Origin of the sequence: Mesoflavibacter profundi, from assembly GCF_014764305.1 — a bacterium.
Classification (GTDB): Bacteria; Bacteroidota; Bacteroidia; order Flavobacteriales; family Flavobacteriaceae; genus Mesoflavibacter; species Mesoflavibacter profundi.
The window spans coordinates 148700-159437 of sequence record NZ_CP061703.1 but is presented as its reverse complement, the minus strand read 5'-3'; the positions used below and the strand labels follow the sequence as shown (position 1 = coordinate 159437).

Below are 10738 nucleotides of genomic sequence, written 5' to 3'. Positions count from 1 at the left end.
ATTTTAAAACTACTTTTAAGCGATAAAAAAATGATTACATTTGGTATATCTTTATGGTCAATATATCTATAAATACAACCCAAAACGTTAATATAAACTTTGAAGCTGCAAGTGTAGGAGAACGCTTACTTGCATATTTAATAGATTGGGTAATAAAAATAGCCTATGCTATTGTTGTGTACCAATTGCTTTTTAAAGCTTTTAATTTTGAATCTTGGGCAAAAGACATGGACCAATGGTCTGTTATGGCAGTTGTAGTCTTTTTTTACTTGCCGGCTATATTTTATTCTTTAATTTTTGAAGCATTGCTTGATGGACAAACACCAGGAAAACGTGTAATGAAAATTAAAGTAGTAAAAATAGATGGTTATCAAGCAGCCTTACCAGATTTTGTAGTACGCTGGTTTTTTAGGATTGTAGATCTTAATTTATTATCTGGAATAATTGGGTTAATAGCAATTATAAGCAGTGATAAAAACCAAAGAATTGGAGATATGACTGCAGGAACTGGTGTTATAGCATTAAAAAACAAGGTGAATATTAGCCATACAATTTTAGAAGAATTAGATACCGATTACATACCAACCTATCCAAATGTTATTAGATTATCAGATAACGACGTTAGAATAATTAAAGACACTTTTTTAACTGCTAAAAAATCTAAAGATTATGCAACTTTAATTAAACTAAGAGAAAAAGTAATAGAGGTAATGGGGATAAAAAATCAGTTAGAGAGTAATGATATTCAATTTATATCAACTGTGATAAAAGATTATAATTACTACACACAAAACATGTAATCTTAACAAATTGCTATAAATATCTTCACAATCTTAAAATAGTTTTTAATGTTTTACATCATCGATATATTAGGTACAATTGCATTTGCTATTTCTGGTGTACTTGTCGCATTAAATAAGCGTATGGATGCTTTTGGTATATTAATTATTGCTTTTGTAACAGCTGTTGGTGGAGGAACGTTAAGAGATGTTTTAATAGGAGAAACGCCTGTTAGTTGGATGAAAGACATGAATTACGCTTACCTAATTTTTGGCTCTACTGTTTTTGCTGTAATCTTTAGAGATAAGATAGATTATTTAAGAAAATCTTTGTTTTTATTTGATACCATAGGGATTGGACTTTATACAGTTTTAGGAATTGAAAAAGGAATTTCTGCCGATTTACATCCCGTAATTTGTATTTTTTTAGGCACGATGAGTGCTTGTTTTGGTGGTGTAATTAGAGATATTTTATGTAACGAAATTCCTGTTATTTTTAGAAAAGAAGTCTATGCAACAGCGTGTATTTTAGGAGGAATCACTTATTTTACAGTCAGTCAATTACCTTTAATCACAAACTTTGTGTTTGTCATTTCTGGACTAGTCGTTATAATAGTTAGGCTGGTTGCAGTTAGATTTAAAATTAGCTTACCTAGTTTGTATAAAGATTAACTTTATTCTAAAATGCGAACTGTTTTAATATAAACGTTATGTAGTGGCCAATCGGCTTCATCTACTGGCACAGCATTTATTTGATCTACAACATCTAAACCAGAGATTACTTCTCCAAATATGGTGTAATTACCATCTAAATGAAACGCGTCTTGTTGGGTAATAAAAAACTCGAAAGGAGATGCTAATTTATGCGGATTGTCAATATCGCTACTAGGCATAGATATAACGCCACGATGGTGTGTAAATCCTCTTTTAGTATCTGTTGGTAATAAATAATGCCCAATATCTCTTCGTCGTTTAGCTACTTTAGCATCGTCGGTATTTCCTCCTTGAATAATAAAATTTTTAACCACACGATGAAATTGAGTATCGTCAAAAGCACCAATCTTTGTTAGATAAATAAAATTAGCACGATGAAACTTAGTTTTGTCGTAAAGTAAAATATCAATATCGCCTTTATCTGTTGTAATTCTAACTTTATTTTCAGGATTTTCTTTTTCATATTCTAAGAAAAAGTCCATCGCATTTTCTTCGGTTAAAAAAGGATATTTCCTCTTAGATACTGTATCTTTTTTTACACTATCAACCTCTTTTTTAATAGAATCTTTTACTTGAGTAGTCTTTAAGGTGTTACTTTTAGTCTTAGATTGCTTATCTTCACAATTAAATAAAAAAACAAAACAACTAAGTAAAATTAATAGGCGCATTTTTAAAATGAATTTTAATGAATTTATCATAGCATTGCCAAAAATAAAAAATATCCCACTACCAGCCGAAGCTTCTCAGTTTAAAATGGCGCCACCATATCGTGATAAATTAATTAAGCAACAAAAAGATAACATAAAAAACGCCAGACAAAGTGCTGTAATGGCATTGTTTTATCCAGATATTAAGCAACTTACAAAGCTGGTTTTAATATTGCGTAAAACTTATAAAGGTGTACACTCGGCACAAGTAGGTTTTCCTGGAGGAAAAGTAGAACACGAAGATCAAAATCTTTTGCAAACAGCTTTAAGAGAAACCCATGAAGAAGTTGGCGTTTCACCTAATGTCATAGAAGTTTATAAAGAATTATCGCAAGTATACATTCCGCCAAGTAATTTTATAGTACAACCATATTTAGGTATAGCAAAGCAAACACCAAAATTTATTAAACAAGAAACAGAAGTAGAAGATGTACTAGAAGTTTATCTAGCCGATTTGTTAGACGATTCTAATCTTACTAATAAAGTTGTAAAAACCAGTTATGGTGTTGAGGTAGAGGTACCTGCATATTTATTAAATAATCATTTAGTTTGGGGCGCAACAGCTATGATGCTAGCCGAAGTCAAAGACTTGTTAAAACAAACGTTAAAACTTTAATGTTTTGTTATATTTGTAACCTCAAAAAAACTAAAACACTATGGGATTATTTAAAAAAAATCCTTTTGGACATATACTTTTTATAAAAAAATGGCTAATTAGAATCTTAGGTCTTTTAACGCATAGACGTTATAGAGGCTTTAACGAATTACAGATTGAAGGTTCAGAAATTATTAGACAAATACCTGATACTAACGTTTTATTTATTTCTAATCATCAAACATATTTTGCAGATGTAATTGCAATGTTTCATGTATTTAATGCCGCATTGTCTAACAGACAAGACAACATTAAAAATGTAGGTTACTTATGGAATCCTAAATTAAACATGTATTATGTTGCAGCAAAAGAAACCATGAAGTCTGGATTAATTCCTAAAATATTTGCCTATACAGGATCTATTAGTATAGAACGTACATGGAGAAGTAAAGGTCAAAATGTAAACAGACAAGTTAAAATGAGCGACATAACCAACATTAAAAAAGCATTAGACGATGGTTGGGTTGTAACATTTCCGCAAGGTACAACAACACCTTTTAAGCCTATTAGAAAAGGAACTGCTCATATTATCAAACAGTATAAACCTGTAGTTGTTCCTATAGTAATTGACGGTTTTAGAAGAAGTTTTGATAAAAAAGGATTAAGGATTAAGAAGAAAAACGTCTATCAAACTTTTGAAATTAAAGAGACTTTACAAATAGATTATGAAAATGAATCTATTGCAGATATTGTTGAAAAAATCGAATACGCTATAGAGCAACATCCTTCATTTTTAAAGGTAATTCCTGAAGAAGAATTATTAGCTCAAGAAGAGTTAAATAAACAAAGAGAGTTTTTAAGTTAAGTCTTTTTTAATAAAGCTATTTTAATTTAACCGAACCCTTACAAACATCACCTTCTTCTATACCAGTAAGCCATTCCTTTAAGGTTTGTGTTCTTTGTTCTGTTAAAGATTTTAAATAATAGGATACACACATTGGGTAGACGCTACCGTAGTTATAGCCTTTATTTTCCTTAGGAAATTTCATGTCTAATTCTGCATCTCTAAATTGTATCCAAAGTCTTTGAGATATTTTAAGTTTTTCAATAAACGCTGTATCTGTTTTATATTCAGTTAAAATATTTTGGTATACATTGTTAAGTGTTTTATCTGCTTCTATATACGCTTGTTTAGCAGTAATGTTCATTTCTTGTTGTGTTTGTGAGACACTAAAAAATGAGGTAAAAAACAAGATGGCGGTAATAAATAATTTCATTTTAAATTTCTAAGAAACTAAACTTCTATCTTTTTAAGTTCTTTATAATTTCTATTCAATCGTTTTAATAAGATACCGTAAAGTAGCTTGTAAAATAACCAAATTACCAATGCAAAAATTAGTGTAGCAATTACAAAACTAGTAATCATTACTGCGTATTGCTTAGTTGTAAAATGCTGTAGTTGCGCAACAAGTTCTGGATCGTGAGTTGTGGTATAACTAAAGGCAAAAATCATTGATAAACATACCATTATTAGGTTATAAACCACATAGTATTTAACTACTTTTCTGGTTTTAAGTATGTTTTTCATTAACGTTTTTGCATTATCTGTAACAGATATGCTTTTGTACGATTTAAATAACAGATATACAAAAGCTACAATTACTACGTAGGTAAAAATTGTAATGCCAATAAACAAACTATCTTCATACATACTGTCAAGTTTTTGCTTATAATTATCAGACATTACCATAGGTAATGTATTTATAAGTACCCAAAAAATAAGTTCGGCTATACTAATATAGAATAGTGTTTTTACAATATTAGAAGATTTTTTATGTAACATACAATATAAATCTCCAGCCGATTTTTTTTCGAAAGCAGTATTACTTTTCTGCCAATCTTTCTTTAATAATTCTAATTCATCCATAGTTACGGATTTAAAATAGTTTTAAGCTTAGTTTTTACTCTATTCATTTTCACTCTTGCATTAACTTCGCTTATACCTAAAGTGTCGCTAATTTCCTTGTAATTTTTATCTTCCAGATACAAAAAAACAAGTGCCTTTTCAATATCATTTAATTGGTGTACAGCTTGATACATTAGTTTTAATTGTTCTTCTTCTGTACTATCATATTCTTCTGCACTAATTTTAAATTGTACGGCATCAAACTCTTGTGTTTGTATTTTACGTTTAGACTTACGGTACAATGTTATAGCTGTATTAAGTCCTACGCGATACATCCAAGTTGTAAACTTACTGTCGCCTCTAAATTTTGGGAACGCTTTCCATAATTGAATTGTTATTTCTTGAAACAAATCATTATGCGCATCATAATTATTTGTGTAAAGTCTACATACTTTATGCACAATATTTTGATGTTGCTCTAAAAGCTCGACAAATTTATGTTCTGATGGTTTATCCAATATAATTTAGTTAGTTACTTTATATGTAGCTGCAATAATTGATTTGTTACACAAATTTGAGATTTTTTTTATCCTGTTACAATTCATCTTAAAAAAATAACAGTTCGGTATTTCACTTTTTAAAAACTTAAACTCTTGATAGATATTTGCCTTGTAATTAAAACCAACTATCATGTTTAAATTAATTTTAATATTAATAATTATGTTTACAAATACAATTACAACTAATAATACAAAGAGTTTTAAGGCAAGTAAACATAAACATTTTACTACCTTTAATCAAAATGTAGACTGTAAGTTAGTAAGTAATTTAATGTGTAATTAAATAGAATTTAAAATGCTTAAATTTTTAAAAGAAATAGCTAAAGCCTTTTCTATAGGTGTATTAATTTTTATGGTAAGAGGTATTTTTATGCTTGCCAATAATACAACTGTAGCTTTTGATAAAGCATTGGCTTTAGAGTTTTTTTATAATCAATTGTTTACCGTGTGTTTATACTTGGCTAACGCTTATTTTGTAAGCTATATGTTGGGTAAATACAAGCAAGATTTATTTAAGCTTAATCACCTTTTAGTAGCATTAATATCTTCAATTTGTATATCATTAATCACTATTTTTTTACTAAGATTTTTAATAATCGTATATGGTTTTAATCAAAACACATCTTTATTTTTTCAAAACGAAAAAATGGTGTTTTATTGGATGTCTTTAACCATATCTGTAGTTATAACAGCTATTTTTTATACGATTTACTATATAAAATCTAAGCAAGATACTAAGGTAAAAGAGCAAAAAGTAATAGCAGGAACAGCAAGTGCGAAGTTTGATGCTTTAAAAAATCAATTAGATCCACATTTTTTATTTAATAGCTTAAATGTATTAACCAGTTTAATTGAAGAAAATCCAGACAAAGCACAACAATTTACAACTAGTTTATCAAAAGTATATCGCTATGTTTTAGAGCAAAAAAATAAAGAATTAGTAACTGTAGATGAAGAGTTAAAATTTGCAAGAACTTACATGTCTTTATTAAAAAACAGGTTTGAAGACAGTATAGTTTTTGAAATACCAGAACAAGCCAATAATCCAGAAAGTAAAGTTGTACCATTATCATTACAACTATTATTAGAAAACGCAGTAAAACACAATGTAGTAACAAGTAGCAAACCGTTACACATAAAAATTTATGAAACTAATGGTAATCTAGTTGTAGAAAACAATCTTCAACCTAAACAAATTTTAAAAAAGAGTAGTGGTGTAGGATTAGCAAATATTAGACAACGTTACCAGTTATTAACAAGCAAAAAAGTAATCATCAATCAAAAAGCAAACAGTTTTGCAGTAGCAATACCTATGCTAACAAAACAAATATCAGTTATGAGACAAACACAATTAACACAATCAAAAATGCACGATAGTTATACACGTGCAAGACAACATGTAGAAGAATTAAAAGGATTTTATTTTAGTCTAGCAGCCTATTGCGTAGTCATTCCTAGTTTAATATTTATATGGTACAAATTTACTCCATTTACAATCCAATGGTTTTGGTTCCCGATGTTTGGTTGGGGATTTGGTCTAACCGTACAAGCCTTTAGAGTATTTGTAAATAATGGCAAATTTGGACGCAATTGGGAAAAGCGTAAAATAGAACAATTTATTAGAGAAGAAGAACAAGAAAACCGTTGGAATTAATCACCAAAACATTAAAAATTATGAAAAACACAGATATACAACCATACAATGATAACTTTTCAAAACAAGAGTTTTTAAAAGAAGAAGCCTATTATAGAGCTAAAGAAAAAGTAAAAAAAATAATAGGATTTTATTGGCACTTAGCAGTTTACATCGTAATTAATGTGTTGATTATTTTAGTAATAGTATTAAATGGCGGACCTTTATGGCACTTTGGTACATTATCTACACCATTATTTTGGGGCGTAGGTTTATTATTTCATTTTCTTGGTGTATTTGGACCTAGAGTGTTCTTCGGAAAAGATTGGGAACAAAGAAAAATTAAAGAGTTTATGGATAAAGAAGAATCTATGTGGGAATAGTTAGTTTTCAGTAAGTGATAAGTAGTAAGCAGTAAGCAGTTTATTGCTTCTGTAGCCAATCATCAAACAACCATCAAAAACAATACAAATGAAAGTTATAATTATAGAAGATGAAAAACCATCTGCAAGACGATTGCAACGTATGTTATCTAATTTAGATGTAGAAGCAGAAACACTTTTACATTCTGTTGAAGAATCTATAGATTGGTTTAATAATAATGTACATCCAGATTTAATATTTTTAGACATACAATTAAGTGATGGTTTGTCGTTTGAAATTTTTGAAACTATAGAAATTAACTCGGCTATAATTTTTACCACCGCTTATGACGAGTATGCTTTGCAAGCTTTTAAATTAAACAGTATTGACTATTTACTTAAACCAATTGATGTTGAAGATTTAGAGCAAGCCGTACAAAAGTATAAATCGCGTTTACCACAAAAAACAAATCTATCTATAGATTTTGAAGACATAAAAAAACTATTAGTTAACCCAATAGATAGAACTTATAAAAAACGCTTTTCAATAAAAGTAGGTCAGCATATTAAATTAATTAATACAGACGAAATTGAATGTTTTTATAGCGAAAACAAAGGAACATATTTACACACAACAGATAATCGTAGTTATTTGTTAGAACACTCTTTAGAGGCATTAGAAGACGAAATAGATCCAACGCAATTCTTTAGAGTGAACAGAAAGTTTTACGTCAATATAGAAGCTATTAAAGATATTATAAGTTATACCAACTCTAGGTTACAAATAAAGTTAAAAACCTACAATGAAAGCGAAGTTATTGTAGCTAGAGAACGCGTTAAAGATTTTAAGGAATGGTTAAGTTAACTATTCCTTTTTTTCTTCATCTTCAATACGATTATCGTCAAAAGCACTTGGAAGTAGTTTAGGTATAAACTTTACAACTAATGGTAAAAGTAATGCGCCGCCAGGTAATAAAAATATAGCTAGACTTGGTATAGATTTAAAAATATCCAACAGTTGTTCTTGTACTTTTTTTTGTTCCTCTTTATTTAATTCTCTAATGGTAGATTGTGATAAGAGTAAAACTAATTCTTTACTTTCTGTAAGCTCTTTAGTTAATCGTTTTCCGTTTCTTCTTATTAGTTTTAAAACAAAATTAGACGAGTTGTCATAAAATGTTTTTACTATGTTTTTAGAGCCTAATAAAGGGACATCTTCTTTATATTTTACATAAAACTCTGCAATACTATTTTCGGCTTGATTTACATGCAATTCGTTTAAGTTTAATTGCTTACCAAGTTGTGCTAAAAAGTTAGCTTCACTTTTATCTAAAGTAGCGTCTGTCCATGTTGCCATAGCAGCAAGATCTAAACAATATCGGGCAAAGATTTCGGTTTCAATTTTAGACATAGCATCGTCAAAGCTAAGTACTTTTTCGTGTTCGTATCTTGCAGATTGTTCAAATAAATCAATTAAATTTTTATCGTAATCTGTTTTGTTTTGTTTAGAGTTTAACGTGTTAATTACAATACTTTCTATAATAATTTCGTGATTTTTTAAGAAGTCGTCTGTAATTTTTAAATCGTTTAAATAATTTTTAAACGCTAATACATCTATAAATAAAAGTGCATTAGTTATAAAGTAATTAAAGCTTTTGTTAAGTAAATTATCATCTATTTGTACGCGTTTATTAATTAAGCGTTCAACTTTGTCTTCTTTACTTCCGCTACCTAAAAGTATTTCAATAAACGATGTTTTTTTTTCGTTTAAAGTATTGTAAAACTGGTTTACATCTGTAAAAAAATCGTTTTTACTTGTACTATTTTCATGTACAATTAACAACGCAATAATTAGATTTATTTTACAGATTTCTTCTGTTTCAAAGTCTTTATTTTCTATAAGTTTTGCTACAATTTCTACATTGCTTCCGTATATAAAACCACAATTTCTAAATGCTTCGTAGTAGTTGTCTATACTGGTGTTAGCAAGTGTTTGACTTGGGTTTAAAACCTTAATCAATTTTTTAATCCAACCTGTAGCCGATGGGTTCATTTTTTTCTAGTTCAAAATTTTTGATAAAGATATAGTATTACCGGCATATTTAGGCTTCATTTTCATTTTAACAAAATTTTAATAAAACCTTATGTTAAAAAACTGCGTAGGTAAGATTGAGAACCAAAAATAATAATTAACAAAAATCTCAGACTATGAAAAATTTCAAACTTTTATTAAGTGTAAGTTTAGTAGCAATCTCTGGTTACTTTTTACTTTCTGCAGATCACATAGATGCGCCAGCAGTACAAGGTACATCAAGTGATATTACAGACTTTTATGCCTTTCAGGGAAGCAATACTAATAATTTAGTATTTGCAGCAAATCTTCAAGGACTTTTAAGTCCAGCAAACACAGCAGACGCTGCTTTTGATGAAAATGTATTAATCGAATTTAATATCGATAATACAGGAGACAATGTAGAAGATCTTGTTATTCAAGCCATTCCTAGAGATGGTAAAATGTACTTTTTTGGACCATTTGTTCCATCTAGTACAGGATTAAACAGTATGATTGGTGCTAGTGCAACACAAACTGTTGTAGACATTACTCCTTATGGAGAAGAAGCAATTATTGCTACTAACGGTAACATTAGTGCGTTTGCAGGACCAAGAGACGATCCTTTCTTTATGGATTTTGCTCAATACGGAGAGATTATCGCTGGTAACGCTTCTGGTTTTAATAATCCAGGATCAGACACTTTTGCAGGATCTAACGTGTTATCTGTTGTAATTGAAGTTCCTAAATCTACAATTGGAGGAACAGGAACAATCAATACTTGGGTAGAAGCAAAAACTAAACTATAATATTAACCATAAAGACAAATAAAAATGAAAACTATAAATAAAATTTTAAGTGTAGCTTTTGTAGCATTAGCATTTGTAAGTTGTTCTAGCGATGACGATGCAATGATGCAAGACAATAATCAATACAATCAAGAACCAGATTTTTCTGGAACTTATGGACAAACAGATCAAATGGGTAGACCAGCTGTAAATACAGTATTTGTGTCTTCTTCTTCAAAAGATATGTTTAACACAACTATACCATCACAACAAGGTGCAAATTACCAATCTATGTTTGAAACTAACTTAACAGGTTTAAGTCCAGCATATGCAAATCCTGGTGATCAAAATGCATTAGGTTTAGATGCTCCAACTTTTACAGGTCTATTAGCTACAGATGTTTTAAATGTATCTTTAGACGGAACAACTACTTTCTTTGATGGTACAAATGTATTAACTGGTCGTGCTTTAGCAGACGATGTTATTTCGGTAGAACTACTACTTATTTTTGGAGGTGAAGATGGTACAGAAAACCCAACACTTTCTAATGACAATGTAGATGCTAATGATAAAGAATTTTTATCTACATTTCCTTACCTAGCATCTCCTTGGTAATCTAACTAACTAAGGAGTATAACCCAAAA

Annotated in this window: 12 protein-coding genes and 2 pseudogenes; 9 read left to right on the top strand and 5 right to left on the bottom strand. The window is 29.4% G+C overall.

Features of this window, described 5'->3' with window-relative positions:
• Positions 1–53 precede the first annotated feature (53 nt).
• Positions 54–800 carry an RDD family protein gene (locus IFB02_RS00775; RefSeq protein ID WP_106689116.1) on the top strand — a complete coding sequence of 249 codons (747 nt, stop codon included), beginning with the start codon at positions 54–56 and terminating at the stop codon, positions 798–800.
• Positions 801–848: 48 nt separating this feature from the next.
• Entirely contained in the window at positions 849–1451 is a 603-nt protein-coding gene (locus IFB02_RS00770) for a trimeric intracellular cation channel family protein (RefSeq protein ID WP_106689115.1), read from the top strand.
• A 2-nt stretch (positions 1452–1453) separates the two neighbouring features.
• On the opposite strand, the gene IFB02_RS00765 is transcribed toward IFB02_RS00770, so the two are convergent.
• Positions 1454–2161 carry a peptidylprolyl isomerase gene (locus IFB02_RS00765; RefSeq protein WP_106689229.1) on the bottom strand — a complete coding sequence of 236 codons (708 nt, stop codon included), beginning with the start codon at positions 2159–2161 and terminating at the stop codon, positions 1454–1456.
• Positions 2162–2168: 7 nt separating this feature from the next.
• Between IFB02_RS00765 and IFB02_RS00760 the strand changes: the two genes are divergently transcribed.
• Together IFB02_RS00760 and IFB02_RS00755 are read left to right on the top strand one after the other, a co-directional pair.
• Positions 2169–2816 (top strand): NUDIX hydrolase, encoded by a 648-nt coding sequence (locus IFB02_RS00760; protein WP_106689114.1) that lies wholly within the window; start codon positions 2169–2171, stop codon positions 2814–2816.
• Between the two features lie 40 nt (positions 2817–2856).
• Positions 2857–3660, top strand: coding sequence for a lysophospholipid acyltransferase family protein (locus tag IFB02_RS00755; protein ID WP_191072921.1), 804 nt, complete (start codon positions 2857–2859; stop codon positions 3658–3660).
• 16 nt (positions 3661–3676) lie between these two features.
• Here the strand turns inward: IFB02_RS00755 and IFB02_RS00750 are convergent, their stop codons facing one another.
• The 3 genes from IFB02_RS00750 to IFB02_RS00740 are packed head-to-tail and all read right to left on the bottom strand — an operon-like array spanning position 3677 to position 5219.
• On the bottom strand, positions 3677–4072 hold the full coding sequence (locus tag IFB02_RS00750; protein ID WP_106689112.1) for a lysozyme inhibitor LprI family protein: 396 nt from the start codon (positions 4070–4072) through the stop codon (positions 3677–3679).
• Positions 4073–4089: 17 nt separating this feature from the next.
• Complete coding sequence (locus IFB02_RS00745) at positions 4090–4722, bottom strand: hypothetical protein (protein WP_106689111.1); 633 nt, start codon at positions 4720–4722, stop codon at positions 4090–4092.
• A gap of 2 nt (positions 4723–4724) precedes the next feature.
• Positions 4725–5219, bottom strand: coding sequence for an RNA polymerase sigma factor (locus IFB02_RS00740; RefSeq protein ID WP_106689110.1), 495 nt, complete (start codon positions 5217–5219; stop codon positions 4725–4727).
• Between the two features lie 337 nt (positions 5220–5556).
• On the opposite strand from IFB02_RS00740, the gene IFB02_RS00735 reads away from it, so the two are divergent.
• The 3 genes from IFB02_RS00735 (at position 5557) to IFB02_RS00725 (ending at position 8121) form a co-directional block, all read left to right on the top strand.
• Entirely contained in the window at positions 5557–6915 is a 1359-nt protein-coding gene (locus IFB02_RS00735) for a histidine kinase (protein ID WP_106689109.1), read from the top strand.
• 20 nt (positions 6916–6935) lie between these two features.
• The gene (locus IFB02_RS00730) at positions 6936–7277 is read left to right on the top strand and encodes a 2TM domain-containing protein (protein WP_106689228.1); all 342 of its coding nucleotides are present in this window, start codon (positions 6936–6938) and stop codon (positions 7275–7277) included.
• Positions 7278–7365: 88 nt separating this feature from the next.
• Positions 7366–8121 carry a LytR/AlgR family response regulator transcription factor gene (locus tag IFB02_RS00725; RefSeq protein ID WP_106689108.1) on the top strand — a complete coding sequence of 252 codons (756 nt, stop codon included), beginning with the start codon at positions 7366–7368 and terminating at the stop codon, positions 8119–8121.
• Here the strand turns inward: IFB02_RS00725 and IFB02_RS00720 are convergent, their stop codons facing one another.
• The gene (locus IFB02_RS00720; protein ID WP_106689107.1) at positions 8122–9309 is read right to left on the bottom strand and encodes an LETM1-related biofilm-associated protein; all 1188 of its coding nucleotides are present in this window, start codon (positions 9307–9309) and stop codon (positions 8122–8124) included.
• A gap of 155 nt (positions 9310–9464) precedes the next feature.
• On the opposite strand from IFB02_RS00720, the pseudogene IFB02_RS13925 reads away from it, so the two are divergent.
• Together IFB02_RS13925 and IFB02_RS13920 are read left to right on the top strand one after the other, a co-directional pair.
• Positions 9465–9737: pseudogene (locus tag IFB02_RS13925) on the top strand (DUF4331 family protein); the annotation flags it as partial.
• A 33-nt stretch (positions 9738–9770) separates the two neighbouring features.
• Positions 9771–10709, top strand: a pseudogene (locus tag IFB02_RS13920) (DUF4331 family protein).
• Positions 10710–10738: the final 29 nt, after the last annotated feature.